Source organism: Streptococcus sp. GMD3S (assembly GCF_000298695.2).
GTDB lineage: Bacteria > Bacillota > Bacilli > Lactobacillales > Streptococcaceae > Streptococcus.
Window position 1 is genome coordinate 1 of record NZ_AJRC02000022.1, and the last position, 16,338, is coordinate 16,338.

General features: G+C 42.0%; 27 protein-coding genes. All 27 read left to right on the forward strand.

All coding sequences use genetic code 11. The features are described 5' to 3' along the window. A partial coding sequence (locus GMD3S_RS0208620; protein ID WP_029709174.1) for a 3-oxoacyl-[acyl-carrier-protein] synthase III C-terminal domain-containing protein occupies positions 1–207 on the forward strand: 207 nt, incomplete at its 5' end. A 135-nt stretch (positions 208–342) separates the two neighbouring features. Further along, complete coding sequence (gene cls / locus GMD3S_RS0208625) at positions 343–1,875, forward strand: cardiolipin synthase (protein ID WP_000126977.1); 1,533 nt, start codon at positions 343–345, stop codon at positions 1,873–1,875. Between the two features lie 75 nt (positions 1,876–1,950). Further along, on the forward strand, positions 1,951–2,094 hold the full coding sequence (locus tag GMD3S_RS10960; RefSeq protein ID WP_000933184.1) for a hypothetical protein: 144 nt from the start codon (positions 1,951–1,953) through the stop codon (positions 2,092–2,094). Positions 2,095–2,129: 35 nt separating this feature from the next. Next, complete coding sequence (locus tag GMD3S_RS0208635) at positions 2,130–3,647, forward strand: hypothetical protein (RefSeq protein WP_001103711.1); 1,518 nt, start codon at positions 2,130–2,132, stop codon at positions 3,645–3,647. Positions 3,648–3,767: 120 nt separating this feature from the next. Further along, complete coding sequence (gene nrdD, locus GMD3S_RS0208640) at positions 3,768–5,975, forward strand: anaerobic ribonucleoside-triphosphate reductase (protein ID WP_008279195.1); 2,208 nt, start codon at positions 3,768–3,770, stop codon at positions 5,973–5,975. An 11-nt stretch (positions 5,976–5,986) separates the two neighbouring features. After that, positions 5,987–6,127 carry a hypothetical protein gene (locus tag GMD3S_RS0208645; protein WP_000521625.1) on the forward strand — a complete coding sequence of 47 codons (141 nt, stop codon included), beginning with the start codon at positions 5,987–5,989 and terminating at the stop codon, positions 6,125–6,127. A gap of 44 nt (positions 6,128–6,171) precedes the next feature. Then, a complete protein-coding gene (locus GMD3S_RS0208650; protein WP_000423392.1) occupies positions 6,172–6,672 on the forward strand; it encodes a GNAT family N-acetyltransferase in 501 nt (166 codons plus the stop codon). A gap of 4 nt (positions 6,673–6,676) precedes the next feature. Beyond that, complete coding sequence (gene nrdG / locus GMD3S_RS0208655) at positions 6,677–7,273, forward strand: anaerobic ribonucleoside-triphosphate reductase activating protein (RefSeq protein ID WP_000220162.1); 597 nt, start codon at positions 6,677–6,679, stop codon at positions 7,271–7,273. Further along, positions 7,270–7,920 (forward strand): uridine kinase family protein, encoded by a 651-nt coding sequence (locus tag GMD3S_RS0208660; RefSeq protein ID WP_000725971.1) that lies wholly within the window; start codon positions 7,270–7,272, stop codon positions 7,918–7,920. Before nrdG ends, GMD3S_RS0208660 begins: the two co-directional genes overlap by 4 nt. A gap of 243 nt (positions 7,921–8,163) precedes the next feature. Continuing rightward, positions 8,164–8,472, forward strand: coding sequence for a 30S ribosomal protein S10 (gene rpsJ / locus GMD3S_RS0208665; RefSeq protein WP_001284513.1), 309 nt, complete (start codon positions 8,164–8,166; stop codon positions 8,470–8,472). 82 nt (positions 8,473–8,554) lie between these two features. Next, positions 8,555–9,181, forward strand: coding sequence for a 50S ribosomal protein L3 (rplC, locus tag GMD3S_RS0208670; protein ID WP_000160197.1), 627 nt, complete (start codon positions 8,555–8,557; stop codon positions 9,179–9,181). Positions 9,182–9,205: 24 nt separating this feature from the next. Then, on the forward strand, positions 9,206–9,829 hold the full coding sequence (gene rplD / locus GMD3S_RS0208675) for a 50S ribosomal protein L4 (RefSeq protein ID WP_000024537.1): 624 nt from the start codon (positions 9,206–9,208) through the stop codon (positions 9,827–9,829). Next, positions 9,829–10,125: a 50S ribosomal protein L23 gene (locus GMD3S_RS0208680; protein ID WP_001055347.1), complete on the forward strand. Its 297-nt coding sequence runs from the start codon at positions 9,829–9,831 to the stop codon at positions 10,123–10,125. Before rplD ends, GMD3S_RS0208680 begins: the two co-directional genes overlap by 1 nt. Before the next feature lie 17 nt (positions 10,126–10,142). Continuing rightward, on the forward strand, positions 10,143–10,976 hold the full coding sequence (gene rplB, locus GMD3S_RS0208685; protein ID WP_000512903.1) for a 50S ribosomal protein L2: 834 nt from the start codon (positions 10,143–10,145) through the stop codon (positions 10,974–10,976). A gap of 101 nt (positions 10,977–11,077) precedes the next feature. Continuing rightward, positions 11,078–11,359, forward strand: coding sequence for a 30S ribosomal protein S19 (rpsS, locus tag GMD3S_RS0208690; RefSeq protein WP_000533766.1), 282 nt, complete (start codon positions 11,078–11,080; stop codon positions 11,357–11,359). A gap of 11 nt (positions 11,360–11,370) precedes the next feature. Next, complete coding sequence (gene rplV, locus GMD3S_RS0208695; RefSeq protein ID WP_000818137.1) at positions 11,371–11,715, forward strand: 50S ribosomal protein L22; 345 nt, start codon at positions 11,371–11,373, stop codon at positions 11,713–11,715. Between the two features lie 12 nt (positions 11,716–11,727). Next, the gene (gene rpsC, locus GMD3S_RS0208700) at positions 11,728–12,381 is read left to right on the forward strand and encodes a 30S ribosomal protein S3 (RefSeq protein ID WP_000529936.1); all 654 of its coding nucleotides are present in this window, start codon (positions 11,728–11,730) and stop codon (positions 12,379–12,381) included. Positions 12,382–12,384: 3 nt separating this feature from the next. Continuing rightward, positions 12,385–12,798 carry a 50S ribosomal protein L16 gene (gene rplP / locus GMD3S_RS0208705; RefSeq protein ID WP_000960946.1) on the forward strand — a complete coding sequence of 138 codons (414 nt, stop codon included), beginning with the start codon at positions 12,385–12,387 and terminating at the stop codon, positions 12,796–12,798. Positions 12,799–12,807: 9 nt separating this feature from the next. Then, positions 12,808–13,014 carry a 50S ribosomal protein L29 gene (gene rpmC / locus GMD3S_RS0208710; protein WP_000772918.1) on the forward strand — a complete coding sequence of 69 codons (207 nt, stop codon included), beginning with the start codon at positions 12,808–12,810 and terminating at the stop codon, positions 13,012–13,014. 24 nt (positions 13,015–13,038) lie between these two features. Continuing rightward, complete coding sequence (rpsQ, locus tag GMD3S_RS0208715) at positions 13,039–13,299, forward strand: 30S ribosomal protein S17 (RefSeq protein WP_000440801.1); 261 nt, start codon at positions 13,039–13,041, stop codon at positions 13,297–13,299. Between the two features lie 25 nt (positions 13,300–13,324). After that, a complete protein-coding gene (gene rplN, locus GMD3S_RS0208720) occupies positions 13,325–13,693 on the forward strand; it encodes a 50S ribosomal protein L14 (protein ID WP_000616545.1) in 369 nt (122 codons plus the stop codon). 182 nt (positions 13,694–13,875) lie between these two features. Further along, positions 13,876–14,181, forward strand: coding sequence for a 50S ribosomal protein L24 (gene rplX / locus GMD3S_RS0208725; protein WP_000497691.1), 306 nt, complete (start codon positions 13,876–13,878; stop codon positions 14,179–14,181). 23 nt (positions 14,182–14,204) lie between these two features. Continuing rightward, complete coding sequence (rplE, locus tag GMD3S_RS0208730) at positions 14,205–14,747, forward strand: 50S ribosomal protein L5 (RefSeq protein ID WP_000013542.1); 543 nt, start codon at positions 14,205–14,207, stop codon at positions 14,745–14,747. Positions 14,748–14,764: 17 nt separating this feature from the next. Further along, entirely contained in the window at positions 14,765–14,950 is a 186-nt protein-coding gene (locus GMD3S_RS0208735; protein WP_001085697.1) for a type Z 30S ribosomal protein S14, read from the forward strand. A gap of 284 nt (positions 14,951–15,234) precedes the next feature. Next, a complete protein-coding gene (gene rpsH / locus GMD3S_RS0208740; protein ID WP_000245504.1) occupies positions 15,235–15,633 on the forward strand; it encodes a 30S ribosomal protein S8 in 399 nt (132 codons plus the stop codon). A gap of 166 nt (positions 15,634–15,799) precedes the next feature. Continuing rightward, entirely contained in the window at positions 15,800–15,979 is a 180-nt protein-coding gene (locus GMD3S_RS0208745) for a hypothetical protein (RefSeq protein WP_000648250.1), read from the forward strand. A 62-nt stretch (positions 15,980–16,041) separates the two neighbouring features. Continuing rightward, the coding region (locus GMD3S_RS0208750) for a 50S ribosomal protein L6 (RefSeq protein WP_025172983.1) at positions 16,042–16,338 on the forward strand (297 nt) is incomplete at its 3' end.

Consider the following 16,338-nt stretch of genomic DNA (forward strand, 5'->3'; position numbering starts at 1 on the left):
GCTCTTCCTTTGGTCATGGAAAAACTAGGTGTGGCTGAGGATCAGTACCTCAATCTCGTCACTGACTATGGAAATATGGTGTCAGTCTCTGTACCGTTTGGCTTGGCTTATTCTTTGGAGCATGGACTTATCAAGGAGGGAGATGTCGTCTACCTTATGGGGACTGCAGCTGGTATGACGGTCAATATGTTGGCTTTGAAATTGTAATAATCATCTAAACACGGAACGACTGGAACTTGAGCAAAGGTAAAAGGTTGCCATCTACCCCTGAACTGAGGTATACTAGTAGAAACATTAATTTATCAAGCAGTTAAGGAGAATGTTAGAAAAGGAAGGGGATGTATGACAGCTAGAAAAATGCAGCTACTCATGTCAAAATATGGTTTTAGTATTACCATCATGTTGGCAGAGTTGTTTATCGTCTTTGGTTTATTTCTCTATCTTGGGCAAATGGCTCCAATTGTCTGGATTATCCTAGTCATTTTAGTGAGCTTAGCGACTATTGTATCGATTGTTAATCGATCTATGAATCCTGAGAGTAAGGTAACATGGCTATTAGTAGCCTTTGTGCCAGTGTTTGGTCCCTTACTCTATATCATGTTTGGAGAGCGTCGTTTATCTAAAAAAGAAATGAAGCAGCTAAAGCAGCTCCAATCAATGGTTGATCGAGAGGACAATAGCAGAGCTCTCCGTTTGGAGTTAAAAGAGCAAGACAAGTCGGCTTATGGCGTTATCAAATCTCTCCTCAGCATGGACACGAATGCCGATGTCTATGATCGAACGGATACACGATTTTTTGCATCTGGTGAAAGCATGTGGCATCAGATGCTAGAGGATCTCAGGAAAGCGGAGAAATTTATCTTTCTTGAGTACTATATCATCGAAGAAGGCTTGATGTGGAACAGTATTTTAGAGATTTTGGAAGAAAAGGCTGCTCAAGGAGTAGAAGTTAAGCTCCTCTACGACGATATTGGATGTATGGCAACCTTGCCTGGGGATTATACCATCCAGCTTCGTAGCCGAGGGATTGAAGCCTATAAATTTAACAAGGTGATTCCACGCTTGACTGTTGCTTATAACAACCGTGATCACCGTAAAATCATGGTTATCGATGGGCAGATTGCCTATACAGGTGGTGTCAATCTAGCAGACGAGTATATCAACCATATCGAACGCTTTGGTTATTGGAAGGATAGCGGTATTCGTCTGGATGGACCGGCAGTTAAAGCTTTTACCAGACTCTTTTTATCTGCCTGGTATATCAACCGTGGAGAGATTAGTGATTTTGACCAATACCATCTCGAAAATCAGCCCAAAGATGGGATGGGGCTCTGTATTCCCTATAGTAGTGGGCCAAAACCCATCTACAGAGCTCAAGTTGGAAAAACGGTTTACCAAAATCTTATCAATCAAGCTACAGATTACGTCTATATCACGACTCCCTATCTGATTGCTGACTACGATCTAACTGAAAGTATCAAAAATGCAGCTCTGAGAGGGGTAGATGTGCGAATTGTGACACCGTGTATCCCAGATAAGAAGGTTATTCAGTTAGTTACTCGAGGAGCCTATCCAGACTTGTTATCTGCGGGGGTTCGTATTTATGAGTACAGTCCGGGATTCCTTCATAGCAAGCAAATGCTTGTCGATGGAGAGGCAGCTACTGTGGGGACCATCAATTTTGACTATCGTAGCTTGCTCCACCACTATGAAAATGCCGTCTTACTTTATAGAACGCAGTCCATCATCGATATTGAAAGGGACTTCGAAGAGATTTTTAAAGTTTCTCAAGAAATTTATCCTCACACTATCAAAACAAGCTGGTATCAAAGCCTAATCAAGGAAATTGTCCAGTTGTTTGCACCTATGCTCTAACTATCCATCAAGATCTAGCCCAAGGCTGGATCTTATTTTTGTCTTCTTACGAATAGATAAGTAAAGGAGAAAACCATGCTTAATCTAGAAGATGATGATTTTATCAGAGAGTATAGAAACAGTCGATTCCACCGTTTTCGTGAAATCGAACGCTTTGCGCTATTGGATAAGAAATTCAGCAAATATCAATCCCAAGCTGACATTCCTGTAAGATTTTGATATACTAAAACAGATAAACTTAGAGGAGAAATTGAATGAACGTATACGGGAAAATAGATGAGAAACAAGAAGAATCTCATTACCAAGACTGGTCAGTGCCAGAAAAACGAGAAGGAGCTCCCATTCCCTTTTTTAGTATTTTGCTTTGGAGTTTAGTGGCCACAGCCATTTCGGTTGCCCTGCCTTTTATTTTTGGTTTAATCAGTCCGCAACAAACCCAGGATCTTTATACCGGTTGGGCCTTGCATCAAAATGGTCAAATGTATACAGATTATTTTGGGACGGAGGGATTGCTCTATTATGTGCTAACCTACCTTTTTCAAGGCAGTATTCTGATTGCTTTGGTTGAGTGGTTGGCTTTGTTTGGAGCAGGTGTTTTTCTTTTTAAGGCTGCGGATACTCTTGTCGGCCAAGAAAATGAAGCGAAGCGAGTTGTCTTTATTCTATACTTGCTTGTAGCGGGCCTCGCTTTTGGTGGCGGTTATGCTCTCTTGCTAGCCCTGCCTTTCCTATTTTATTCATTGAGTATCGTTACAAATTATCTAGCTTTTCCAAAGGATGATAAAGGATTTGTACGAGTGGGGATGAGCCTTGCTCTCGCTTTCTTCCTTGCGCCAATCCCAACCGTCTTGTTTGCGGCTGTACTGGCCTTGGGCATCATCGGCTATAATCTAGCTAAAGGTCACTTTGTTCATGGCTTATATCAGTTCTTTGCGTCAGCCCTAGGATTTTCACTCTTATTCTATCCTTTAGGCTACTATACAGTGTGGACAGGTAGTTTTGGAGATGCCATTAGCCAGACCTTGTATCCGGTAAATACTCTTAGCCTCTTTTCAAATTCGCATTTGCTTGAAAATGCAGCCTTCTACGGTTTGCTTGCTATTGGATTAGGTTCCCTTGTCTTGCTCTTTACAGGCTTGTTCCAGTCAAAACCAGCCAAGCAATATGCCCTCTCAATTGCTGCTAGCTTGGGATTGTTGGTTTCTTTGGGAATCTTGATTCTCTCCAAAGAACCTATCAACGGTACTCGTCTTGTGGTGCTAATTCCTTTCTTGGTCTTGCTCCTTCTGACAGGAATCAAGGAAGATGTTTCGGATGGAGGCGGTCGTCGTAGAAGAAGACGTGAGAAACAAACTTCTTTCCTTAAAGGAAATTTCTATCTACCACTGATTGCCCTTGCCTACCTTATTGTTCTTCCTATCGTGAGTCGCTACCTTTCGCACCCAGCGACTTATCAGGAGAGAGACCGTCTTGCTAGCGTGGTTAAACAACAAACGAGTTCTGAGGATCGTGTCTATGCTTGGGATGATCGTCCTGATTTCTACCGTACCAGTGAGCGCTTGGCGCCAACTTCTCTATCAACTCCAACACTCTATACTGCAAGCGATGAAAATAAAACTAAACTGATGAATGATCTGAAAGAGAATCAACCGAAGATGATTGTGGTCAATCAAAAAGTTGCCTTGTGGTCAGATGTAGAGAGCTGGCTCAGTGAAAACTATGAGCTTGTTCAGACAGATACTAGCGAGTTCAAACTTTATAAATCCAAATAACAAAAAATCAATATCTTGTGGAATTTTAAAATTTTTAGGATTTTTAACACAAGATATTGATTTTTATTTTTAGAGTGGTATAATACTTCATAGAACAACATTTTAGAAAAGAGCATGGATATGATTGTATTAGAAGAAAAGCTTGCAACCGTTCCCACCTTGTTCGTTGAAAAACGAGATGGTAGACGTGTGGTGTTTGATGTAGACAAGATTGACAAGGCTCTCCACAAGGCGGCGGAAAAGGTTATGGACGTTACGCCTCTAGTAGAAAAACGCCTAAATGGTCTAGTTGAAAGAATCGTGACTGAAATTCACAGTCGCTTCCCTCAAGGTGTCAAGATTTACGAAATTCAAAATGTCGTAGAACATGAACTCCTTGAAGCCAAAGAGTATGCGCTGGCTGAGGAGTATATCACTTATCGGACACAAAGGGATTTTGAGCGCTCAAAAGCGACAGATATAAACTTTAGTATCCATAAACTGCTCAATAAAGATCAAGCAGTTGTCAATGAAAATGCCAATAAAGACAGTGATGTCTTTAATACTCAGCGTGATTTGACAGCAGGGATTGTTGGGAAATCAATCGGGCTGCAAATGCTTCCTAAGCACGTAGCTAATGCTCACCAAAAAGGGGATATCCACTATCATGACTTGGACTACAGCCCCTACACTCCGATGACCAACTGCTGTTTGATTGATTTTAAAGGCATGTTGGAAAATGGTTTTAAGATTGGAAATGCAGAGGTAGAGAGTCCCAAGTCTATCCAGACTGCGACAGCTCAAATTTCACAAATCATCGCCAACGTTGCTTCTAGCCAGTACGGGGGCTGCTCAGCTGACCGTATTGATGAAGTCTTGGCGCCTTATGCAGAGAAGAATTACCAAAAGCACCTCAAGGATGCGGAAGAGTGGGTCTTGCCCGAGAAACGTGAAGATTACGCTTGGAAGAAAACCCAAAAGGACATCTACGATGCCATGCAATCTCTTGAGTATGAAATCAACACTCTCTTCACTTCAAATGGACAAACACCTTTTACTTCGCTCGGTTTTGGTCTAGGAACTAGTCGTTTTGAACGGGAAATTCAAAAAGCTATCTTGACCATTCGTATCAAGGGGCTTGGTTCAGAACACCGCACAGCCATCTTCCCTAAACTCATCTTTACGCTTAAAAGAGGACTTAACTTAGAGGAAGGTTCACCTAACTACGACATCAAACAGTTGGCCCTCGAGTGTGCAACCAAGCGGATGTACCCAGATGTTTTGTCCTATGATAAGATTATCGAACTGACTGGTTCTTTCAAGGTTCCTATGGGTTGTCGCTCCTTCCTCCAAGGATGGAAAGATGAGAATGGTGTCGAGGTCAATTCAGGTCGGATGAATCTAGGTGTTGTGACGGTCAATTTGCCTCGTATCGCCCTCGAGTCTGAAGGGGATCTGAATAAGTTTTGGGAAATCTTCAACGAACGTATGAACATCGCAGAAGATGCTCTGGTTTACCGTGTTGAACGGACCAAGGAAGCAACACCAGCGAATGCCCCTATCCTCTATCAGTACGGAGCCTTCGGTCGCCGTCTCGGAAAAGAAGAAAGTGTTGATCAGCTCTTTAAGAATCGCCGTGCGACAGTTTCGCTGGGCTACATCGGTTTGTATGAAGTGGCGACGGTCTTCTTTGGTAATAGCTGGGAAAGCAATCCTGAAGCCAAGGAATTCACGCTTGACATCATTCGTGATATGAAACGACGTGTGGAAGAGTGGTCAGATCAATATGATTACCATTTCTCTATCTACTCAACACCATCCGAAAGTTTGACGGACCGTTTTTGTCGTTTGGATACAGAGAAGTTCGGCTCTATTCCTGACATCACGGATAAGGAATACTACACCAACTCGTTCCACTACGATGTCCGGAAAAATCCAACACCGTTTGAAAAATTAGACTTTGAGAAAGTTTATCCAGAAGCAGGTGCGTCAGGTGGTTTCATCCATTATTGTGAGTATCCAGTTCTTCAACAAAATCCTAAAGCCTTGGAAGCTGTTTGGGACTATGCCTATGACCGTGTCGGTTATCTAGGGACCAATACTCCGATTGATCGTTGCTACAAGTGCGACTTTGAAGGGGATTTTGAACCAACTGAGAGAGGATTTGCTTGTCCCAACTGTGGCAATAGCGACCCTAAAACAGTAGATGTGGTCAAACGTACGTGTGGTTATCTGGGAAATCCTCAAGCACGTCCGATGGTTAACGGACGCCACAAGGAAATCGCTGCGCGTGTCAAACACATGAACGGTTCAACTATTAAAACAGCAGGACATGAAGTAACAAATTAGAAGGAAATGGAATGGGGAAATACCAATTAGACGATAAGGGACGCGCACAAGTGACCCGTTATCACGAGAAACACTCGAAAGGTGGAACAGGTAAAAAAGAACGCTTGCTCAACCTCAGAGAACAGTTTTTAAACAAGAACAAGAAAAAATAAAAGTGAGAGTCTGCTCTCACTTTTCTCTTAGGTGGGAGGGGAATATGGAACTACGCAGACCGATATTGGCAGATAAAGAAACAGTTTTAGAGATGATGGCAGAGTTTGAACAAGCACAGTCCCCTCATGATGGTGGGTTTTGGAACGCCAACAATTTTGTTTATGAAGAGTGGCTAGAAGAAAATCTTCAAGCGGAAGCGGGATTCAATATTCCTGAAAACTGGGTTCCTGCTATCCAGCTGGTTAGTTTTGACGTAGCAGGCCAGGCTCTTGGCTTTCTCAACCTTCGTCTCCGATTAAATGACTACTTACTAGAAAATGGGGGCCATATCGGCTATTCCATCCGCCCCTCTGAAAGAGGTAAGGGTTATGCCAAAGAAGCCCTCAGACAAGGCCTGCAAGTTGCCAAGGAGAAGAACATCAAAAAAGCACTTGTGACCTGTAGTACGGAAAATCCTGCTAGTAGGGCGGTGATTGTGGCAAACGGCGGGGTGTTTGAGGATGTTCGCAATGGCGTAGAACGTTACTGGATAGATTTGGAGTAAAAGGATGACATGGAATACACCAAAACCAGGTGAATGGAAAAGTGAGGAACTTAGCAAAGGGCGGATCATTGATTATAAGGCCTTTAACTTTGTCGATGGAGAAGGTGTGCGCAACTCTCTCTATGTATCAGGTTGCATGTTTCACTGCGAGGGGTGCTATAATGTTGCGACTTGGTCTTTCAACGCAGGCATTCCCTATACGGCAAAATTAGAAGAACAAATCATGGAAGACCTTGCCCAACCCTATGTTCAAGGATTGACCTTGCTGGGAGGAGAACCATTTCTCAATACAGGTATCCTCTTGCCGCTCGTTAAGCGCATTCGAAAGGAATTGCCAGACAAAGACATCTGGTCCTGGACGGGCTACACTTGGGAAGAAATGATGCTGGAGACTCCAGATAAACTGGAACTCTTATCATTGATTGACATCCTTGTCGATGGACGGTATGATAAAAGCAAACGCAATCTTATGCTCCAGTTTAGAGGTTCGTCCAATCAACGGATTATCGATGTGCAAAAATCCCTCAAAAGTGGGCAAGTGGTGATTTGGGACAAGCTTAATGACGGAAAAGAAAGCTATGAACAGGTGAAGAGAGAATGAAGAAAAAAGACCTGATAGAACAACTGGTTTCAGAGATCGAAACGGGAAGAATTAGGACGCTAGGGATCTACGGTCATGGGGCTTCGGGCAAGTCAACCTTCGCTCAGGAATTACATCAAGCTCTAGATTCTACTACAGTAAATTTACTAGAAACAGATCCTTATATCACCTCAGAACGTCACCTGGTAGTACCAAAGCAAGCGCCAGATCAAAAGGTGACGGCTTGTCTGCCAGTGGCGCATGAACTAGCAAGTTTACAGAGAGATATTCTCGCCTTGCAGGCAGGCATGGACATCTTGACGATTGATGAATCTTGGAAGGCTAGCGAGGTCTTGTCTGGAGGAAAGCCAATTCTTATTGTTGAAGGGATGTCCGTGGGTTTTCTTCCCAAGGAACTCTTTGACAAAACCATCTGTTTCTACACGGATGAGGAGACCGAATTAAAGAGGCGCTTAACTCGAGATACGACTATGAGAAATCGCGATGCATCTTTTGTATTAGCTAGCCATCAGATGAGACGGGAGCAGTATCTGCGATACTATAGAGAAACCGAGTCTAAAGCGGACATTTTAGTAGATCAATCAGAAGATATATTCAAGGTCAAAATGACACACATTATATATAGAAGAAAAGACGGTTTTTTATAGATATAAATCCTCAATCTTGGAAAAATGAAAAGAGAAAACAGTTTCAACCTAAAAAAACGAAAAAAAGCTCACAAATCCCTTGCAATCGCAGGGGCTTTGTGTTATTCTATTATGGTGCTGTAAATTACAGCCTTAGCTTTGATGCAAGAGGTTGCGACACGCTCGGTTGCATTGCCACGCAACGCGCGTCGGTTTTCTTGTGGAGCTAGCCTATTATCTTAAATAGACGAAAAGGAGAAAAAGATGGCAAACAAAAAAATCCGTATCCGTTTGAAAGCTTACGAACACCGTACGCTTGATACAGCGGCTGCAAAAATCGTAGAATCAGCTACTCGTACAGGTGCACAAGTTGCGGGTCCAATCCCACTTCCAACTGAACGTAGCCTCTACACAATCATTCGTGCGACTCACAAATACAAAGACTCTCGCGAACAATTTGAAATGCGTACACACAAACGTTTGATCGATATCGTTAACCCAACTCAAAAAACAGTTGATGCGTTGATGAAATTGGATCTTCCAAGTGGTGTAAACGTAGAAATCAAACTTTAATCTAAAGCTTGATACCTTGAGCATAAAAAACGCTCGTTAAAAACTTTTTGAATAAAAAATATAGAAAAGGAACTATTTTCTCATGACAAAAGGAATCTTAGGGAAAAAAGTGGGAATGACTCAAATCTTCACTGAAGCTGGCGAATTGATCCCTGTAACAGTTATTGAAGCAACTCCAAACGTTGTTCTTCAAGTTAAAACTGTTGAAACAGACGGATACAACGCTATCCAAGTTGGTTTCGATGACAAACGCGAAGTATTGAGCAACAAACCTGCTAAAGGACATGTAGCGAAAGCTAACACGGCTCCTAAGCGCTTCATTCGTGAATTCAAAAACGTTGAAGGCTTGGAAGTTGGTGCTGAAATCACAGTTGAAACATTCGCAGCTGGAGACGTTGTTGACGTAACTGGTACTTCTAAAGGTAAAGGTTTCCAAGGTGTTATCAAACGCCACGGACAATCACGTGGACCAATGGCTCACGGTTCTCGTTACCACCGTCGTCCAGGTTCTATGGGACCTGTTGCACCTAACCGCGTATTCAAAGGTAAAAATCTTGCAGGACGTATGGGTGGCGACCGCGTAACAATTCAAAACCTTGAAGTTGTACAAGTTGTTCCAGAAAAGAACGTTATCCTTATCAAAGGTAACGTACCAGGTGCTAAGAAATCTCTTATCACTATCAAATCAGCAGTTAAAGCTGGTAAATAATAAAGAAAGGGGAAATCAGTCACAATGGCAAACGTAACATTATTTGACCAAACTGGTAAAGAAGCTGGCCAAGTTGTTCTTAACGATGCAGTATTTGGTATTGAACCAAATGAATCAGTTGTGTTTGATGTAATCATCAGCCAACGCGCAAGCCTTCGTCAAGGAACACACGCTGTTAAAAACCGCTCTGCAGTATCAGGTGGTGGACGCAAACCATGGCGTCAAAAAGGAACTGGACGTGCTCGTCAAGGTTCTATCCGCTCACCACAATGGCGTGGTGGTGGCGTTGTCTTCGGACCAACTCCACGTTCATACGGCTACAAACTTCCACAAAAAGTTCGTCGCCTAGCTCTTAAATCAGTTTATTCTGAAAAAGTTGCTGAAAACAAATTCGTAGCTGTAGACGCTCTTTCATTTACAGCTCCAAAAACTGCTGAATTTGCAAAAGTTCTTGCAGCATTGAGCATCGATTCTAAAGTTCTTGTTATCCTTGAAGAAGGAAATGAATTCGCAGCTCTTTCAGCTCGTAACCTTCCAAACGTGAAAGTTGCAACTGCTACAACTGCAAGTGTTCTTGACATCGCAAATAGCGACAAACTTCTTGTCACACAAGCAGCTATCTCTAAAATCGAGGAGGTTCTTGCATAATGAATTTGTATGATGTTATCAAAAAACCTGTCATCACTGAAAGCTCAATGGCTCAACTTGAAGCAGGAAAATATGTATTTGAAGTTGACACTCGTGCACACAAACTTTTGATCAAGCAAGCTGTTGAAGCTGCTTTCGAAGGTGTTAAAGTTGCCAACGTTAACACAATCAACGTAAAACCTAAAGCAAAACGTGTTGGACGTTACACTGGTTTTACTAACAAAACTAAAAAAGCTATCATCACACTTACAGCTGATTCAAAAGCAATCGAGTTGTTTGCTGCTGAAGCTGAATAATCTAAGGAGGAAATATCGTGGGAATTCGTGTTTATAAACCAACAACAAACGGTCGCCGTAATATGACTTCTTTGGATTTCGCTGAAATCACAACAAGCACTCCTGAAAAATCATTGCTTGTTGCTTTGAAGAAACAGGCTGGTCGTAACAACAACGGTCGTATCACTGTTCGTCACCACGGTGGTGGACACAAACGTTTCTACCGTTTGGTTGACTTCAAACGTAACAAAGACAACGTTGAAGCTGTTGTTAAAACAATCGAGTACGATCCAAACCGTTCTGCAAACATCGCTCTTGTACACTACACTGACGGTGTGAAAGCATACATCATCGCTCCAAAAGGTCTTGAAGTTGGTCAACGCATCGTTTCAGGTCCAGAAGCAGATATCAAAGTCGGAAACGCTCTTCCGCTTGCTAACATCCCAGTTGGTACTTTGATCCACAACATCGAATTGAAACCAGGTCGTGGTGGTGAATTGGTACGTGCTGCTGGAGCTTCTGCTCAAGTATTGGGTCAAGAAGGTAAATACGTTCTTGTTCGTCTTCAATCTGGCGAAGTACGTATGATTCTTGGAACTTGTCGTGCAACAGTTGGTGTTGTCGGAAACGAACAACATGGACTTGTTAACCTTGGTAAAGCAGGACGTAGCCGTTGGAAAGGTATCCGCCCAACAGTTCGTGGTTCTGTAATGAACCCTAACGATCACCCACACGGTGGTGGTGAAGGTAAAGCACCAGTTGGTCGTAAAGCGCCATCTACTCCATGGGGCAAACCTGCTCTTGGTCTTAAAACTCGTAACAAGAAAGCGAAATCTGACAAACTTATCGTTCGTCGTCGCAACGAGAAATAATTTAAAACTAGTCGCATAAGCGCTAGATAATCCGCCAGCTCGGTAGCGCTCCATGTGAGCGCAAGCCGCTGTGGTACAACATTTAAAGGAGAAAAAATAAAATGGGACGCAGTCTTAAAAAAGGACCTTTCGTCGATGAGCATTTGATGAAAAAAGTTGAAGCTCAAGCTAACGACGAAAAGAAAAAAGTTATCAAAACTTGGTCACGTCGTTCAACGATCTTCCCAAGTTTCATTGGTTACACTATTGCAGTTTATGACGGACGTAAACACGTACCTGTTTACATCCAAGAAGACATGGTAGGTCACAAACTTGGTGAATTTGCACCAACTCGTACTTACAAGGGTCACGCTGCAGACGACAAGAAAACACGTAGAAAATAAGGAGAACATAAATGGCAGAAATTACTTCAGCTAAAGCAATGGCTCGTACAGTACGTGTTTCACCTCGTAAATCACGTCTTGTTCTTGACAACATCCGTGGTAAAAGCGTAGCCGATGCTATTGCAATCTTGACATTCACACCAAACAAAGCTGCTGAAATCATCTTGAAAGTTTTGAATTCAGCTGTAGCTAACGCTGAAAACAACTTTGGTTTGGACAAAGCTAACTTGGTAGTATCTGAAGCATTCGCAAACGAAGGACCAACTATGAAACGTTTCCGTCCACGTGCGAAAGGTTCAGCTTCACCAATCAACAAACGTACAGCTCACATCACTGTGGCTGTTGCAGAAAAATAAGGAGGTAACATCGTGGGTCAAAAAGTACATCCAATTGGTATGCGTGTCGGCATCATCCGTGATTGGGATGCCAAATGGTATGCTGAAAAAGAATACGCGGATTACCTTCATGAAGATCTTGCAATCCGTAAATTCGTTCAAAAAGAACTTGCTGACGCAGCAGTTTCAACTATCGAAATTGAACGCGCAGTAAACAAAGTTAACGTTTCACTTCACACTGCTAAACCAGGTATGGTTATCGGTAAAGGTGGTGCTAACGTTGATGCACTCCGTGCAAAACTTAACAAATTGACTGGAAAACAAGTACACATCAACATCATCGAAATCAAACAACCTGATTTGGATGCTCACCTTGTAGGTGAAGGAATTGCTCGTCAATTGGAGCAACGTGTTGCTTTCCGTCGTGCACAAAAACAAGCAATCCAACGTGCAATGCGTGCTGGAGCTAAAGGAATTAAAACTCAAGTATCAGGTCGTTTGAACGGTGCAGATATCGCCCGTGCTGAAGGATACTCTGAAGGAACTGTTCCACTTCACACACTTCGTGCAGATATCGATTACGCTTGGGAAGAAGCAGATACTACATACGGTAAACTTGGTGTTAAAGTATGGATCTACCGTGGTGAAGTTCTTCCAGCTCGTAAAAACACTAAAGGAGGTAAATAACCAATGTTAGTACCTAAACGTGTTAAACACCGTCGTGAATTCCGTGGAAAAATGCGCGGTGAAGCAAAAGGTGGAAAAGAAGTAGCATTCGGTGAATACGGTCTTCAAGCTACAACTAGCCACTGGATCACTAACCGCCAAATCGAAGCTGCTCGTATCGCCATGACTCGTTACATGAAACGTGGTGGTAAAGTTTGGATTAAAATCTTCCCACACAAATCATACACTGCTAAAGCTATCGGTGTGCGTATGGGATCTGGTAAAGGGGCGCCTGAAGGTTGGGTAGCACCAGTTAAACGTGGTAAAGTGATGTTCGAAATCGCTGGTGTATCTGAAGAGATCGCTCGCGAAGCGCTTCGTCTTGCAAGCCACAAATTGCCAGTTAAATGTAAATTCGTAAAACGTGAAGCAGAATAAGGAGAAGGCATGAAACTTAATGAAGTAAAAGAATTTGTTAAAGAACTTCGTGGTCTTTCTCAAGAAGAACTCGCGAAGCGCGAAAACGAATTGAAAAAAGAATTGTTTGAACTTCGTTTCCAAGCTGCTACTGGTCAATTGGAACAAACAGCTCGCTTGAAAGAAGTTAAAAAACAAATCGCTCGTATCAAAACAGTTCAATCTGAAGCGAAATAATAGACTAGGGAAGGAGAAATTTCAATGGAACGCAATAATCGTAAAGTTCTTGTTGGACGTGTTGTATCTGACAAAATGGACAAGACAATCACAGTTGTAGTTGAAACAAAACGTAACCACCCAGTCTATGGTAAACGTATTAACTACTCTAAGAAATACAAAGCACATGATGAAAACAATGTTGCCAAAGAAGGCGATATCGTACGTATCATGGAAACTCGTCCGCTTTCAGCTACAAAACGTTTCCGTCTTGTAGAAGTTGTTGAAGAAGCGGTCATCATCTAATCAAACCTGAAAGGAGAAAACTGAAATGATTCAAACAGAAACTCGTTTGAAAGTCGCAGACAACAGCGGTGCGCGCGAAATCTTGACTATCAAAGTTCTTGGTGGTTCAGGACGTAAATTTGCAAACATCGGTGATGTTATCGTGGCATCTGTAAAACAAGCTACTCCTGGTGGTGCGGTTAAAAAAGGTGACGTTGTAAAAGCTGTTATCGTTCGTACTAAATCAGGTGCTCGTCGTGCTGATGGTTCATACATCAAATTTGACGAAAATGCAGCAGTTATCATCCGTGAAGACAAAACTCCTCGCGGAACACGTATCTTTGGCCCAGTTGCACGTGAATTGCGTGAAGGTGGCTTCATGAAGATCGTGTCACTTGCTCCAGAAGTACTTTAATTGGTTGCTCAAAGAAAATTAAAACAAGTCTAGGAAGTGAAACGAAAGCATAACTTAAGTTAGGTGAGTTGAAACTGACGAAGGATTGCTTTGATTTTCGCAGAGCAAAAACAAACAAACTAGTCCCCTAGCTTCAGGCTAGGGTGCCCTTATGGGCGTAAGAAAAATCAAGGAGAAACCTAATGTTTGTAAAAAAAGGCGACAAAGTTCGCGTAATCGCTGGTAAAGATAAGGGAACAGAAGCTGTTGTCCTTACTGCCCTTCCAAAAGTAAACAAAGTTATCGTTGAAGGTGTTAACATCGTTAAGAAACACCAACGTCCAACTAACGAGCTTCCTCAAGGTGGTATCATCGAGAAAGAAGCAGCTATCCACGTATCAAACGTTCAAGTATTGGACAAAAATGGTGTAGCTGGTCGTGTTGGTTACAAATTTGTAGACGGTAAAAAAGTTCGCTACAACAAAAAATCAGGCGAAGTGCTTGATTAATCACGAAGGAAAGGAGAAGTATAATGGCAAATCGTTTAAAAGAAAAATATCTTAATGAAGTAGTTCCTGCTTTGACAGAACAATTCAACTACTCATCAGTGATGGCTGTGCCTAAAGTAGATAAGATCGTTTTGAACATGGGTGTTGGTGAAGCTGTATCAAACGCTAAAAGTCTTGAAAAAGCTGCTGAAGAATTGGCACTTATCTCAGGTCAAAAACCACTTATCACTAAAGCTAAAAAATCAATCGCCGGCTTCCGTCTTCGTGAAGGTGTAGCGATCGGTGCAAAAGTTACCCTTCGTGGTGAACGTATGTACGAATTCTTGGACAAATTGGTTTCAGTTTCACTTCCACGTGTGCGTGACTTCCACGGTGTTCCAACAAAATCATTTGATGGACGCGGAAACTACACTCTTGGTGTGAAAGAACAATTGATCTTCCCAGAAATCAACTTTGATGACGTTGACAAAACTCGTGGTCTTGACATCGTTATCGTAACAACTGCTAACACTGACGAAGAGTCACGTGCATTGCTTACAGGCCTTGGAATGCCTTTTGCAAAATAATATAGGAGGTAAATCTAATGGCTAAAAAATCAATGATTGCTAAGAACAAACGTCCAGCGAAGTTCTCTACTCAAGCTTATACTCGTTGTGAAAAATGTGGTCGTCCACATTCAGTTTACCGCAAATTTAAACTTTGCCGTGTTTGCTTCCGTGAATTAGCTTACAAAGGACAAATTCCTGGTGTAACAAAAGCATCTTGGTAATTTAAGATATCAAGGGCGTTAAAACTCCAAGTGAAAATAGGAAACTTGACGAAGAAACTGAATTTTCTAGGAAAGTTTATCTTTTTCACACAGGGTTTAGCCCGGGTTCAGTTGGGCTTGCCAATTTGAACACGAGCTACAGCTTTGGCAAAAAAGACCAATTTTCTTTGGAGCATCGCTCCTGCATCAAATTGCCTATTTTTGCTCTTGCTGTTACGCTCTTTGTATCATGTATTAACTAGCAAGTGCAACTTGCAAACTACTAGTAAGAGGAGAAAAACAAAATGGTTATGACTGACCCAATCGCAGACTTCCTAACTCGTATTCGTAACGCTAACCAAGCGAAACACGAAGTACTTGAAGTACCTGCATCAAACATCAAAAAAGGGATTGCTGAAATCCTTAAACGCGAAGGTTTTGTTAAGAACGTAGAAATCATCGAAGATGACAAACAAGGCATCATCCGTGTATTCCTTAAATACGGACCAAACGGTGAAAAAGTTATCACTAACTTGAAACGTGTTTCTAAACCAGGACTTCGTGTCTACAAAAAACGTGAAGATCTTCCAAAAGTTCTTAACGGACTTGGAATTGCTATCCTTTCAACTTCTGAAGGTTTGCTTACTGATAAAGAAGCTCGCCAAAAGAACGTTGGTGGAGAAGTTATCGCTTACGTTTGGTAAAATCTAGATACAAAGAGCGTCATGGGCAATGTGATAATAGGAAATCTGACAAAAAGTGTTAACACTCTAGGAAGATTTGTCTTTTTCACACAGACCATAGCTCGTGTTCAATTTAGCTGATTTACTGATCAGCTAAATAGAGAGTAAATTAGTTTAGGAGAAAAAGATGAAAGCTACTGAATTGAATGAAAAACTTATTGTTGCAGAAGACGCTTTGGCTGAATTGTCAAAAGATGACCTTGTATCTCTTTTATGTGAAATTGGTTATAGTCCTGCGGCTATTGATGTATTGACAGAATATCAGGAGTTTGTCAAAGCTTTTCGAAAGAAACTAGGTTTGCTCTAATCCGAATGCCCCCCGTGAAAACTGGCCATTCTGGCCTGACAATTTAACAGGAGAAAATAAACATGTCACGTATTGGTAATAAAGTTATCGTGTTGCCTGCTGGTGTTGAAATCACTAACAATGACAACGTTGTAACTGTAAAAGGACCTAAAGGAGAACTTACTCGTGAGTTCTCAAAAGATATTGAAATTCGTGTGGAAGGTACTGAAGTAACTCTTCACCGTCCAAACGATTCAAAAGAAATGAAAACAATCCACGGAACTACTCGTGCCCTTTTGAACAACATGGTTGTTGGTGTATCAGAAGGATTCAAGAAAGAACTTGAAATGCGCGGGGTTGGTTACCGTGCACAACTTCAA